The following is a 758-nucleotide window of genomic DNA, read 5'->3' as shown; positions in this document are numbered from 1 at the left end:
TCTATCACCTGCTTTATACAATGTTTTGCCCATTTTGTGTTTAGCATCTTTAGGGTTTATTCTATCACTTATGTGCAATCCAATTCCATTTTTCTCTAATAACTCCCAATCAAACAATTTGTGTGGATCTGGTTTACGCATTGTATAGCTAAGCTCTGGATCATGCACTATAGTTCCTATTTCAGAATGACTAAATATCATATCCCTTTTAATTTTAAAACGCTCCATAAGGTATAAAATCAGCTCTTTAACAGATCTCATTTGCTCTTCCGGAAAAGGCTCAAGTCCTGTGTTTACAATTTCAATACCTACAGAATAATTGTTAAGCTTCTGCAGCTCTTCAAGCTTGCTATTTATCTTAACTCTTGCATAACTAATACCAGCATGCCATGCTTCTTTCTCTAATGGAACCATTAAGGTAACGCTGCCGTCCCTATCGACAATAAGATGAACTGACAATCCTCTAGCATTCAGCATATCTTTTGTACCTTTTAATGTTGATGTTTCAGTATGGTGAACTATAACCATTAACACTTTTTCACCGGTCCTATCACCATAATTTAAAGCTGAAGCTGGATCTAAAAATAACAAATCCTGATCTTTCAATAATGGTAATTTTTCTTGTAAATCTTGAAAATCATTCTCGATACTGCTTGAACTGGATACTTGCCCAGATATGAGAAATGCTGAGACAGTAATCAGTAAAACTAATAAATATTTGTTGATTTTAGATAGTTGGATTTTCATACCATCTTCAT

At 34.0% G+C, this 758-nt stretch carries 1 protein-coding gene; it reads right to left on the bottom strand.

Translation table 11 applies throughout. The annotated features are described in order from the left end of the window. The coding region (locus tag ACIPNH_RS00195; RefSeq protein ID WP_400770782.1) for an N-acetylmuramoyl-L-alanine amidase at nucleotides 1-747 on the bottom strand (747 nt) is incomplete at its 3' end. Nucleotides 748-758: the final 11 nt, after the last annotated feature.

The sequence above is a fragment of the Wolbachia endosymbiont of Drosophila barbarae genome (assembly GCF_044752445.1).
In the GTDB taxonomy this organism is placed as follows: domain Bacteria; phylum Pseudomonadota; class Alphaproteobacteria; order Rickettsiales; family Anaplasmataceae; genus Wolbachia; species Wolbachia pipientis.
The sequence above is the reverse complement of the archived record's forward strand: the minus strand, read 5'-3'. Positions and strand labels throughout refer to the sequence as shown.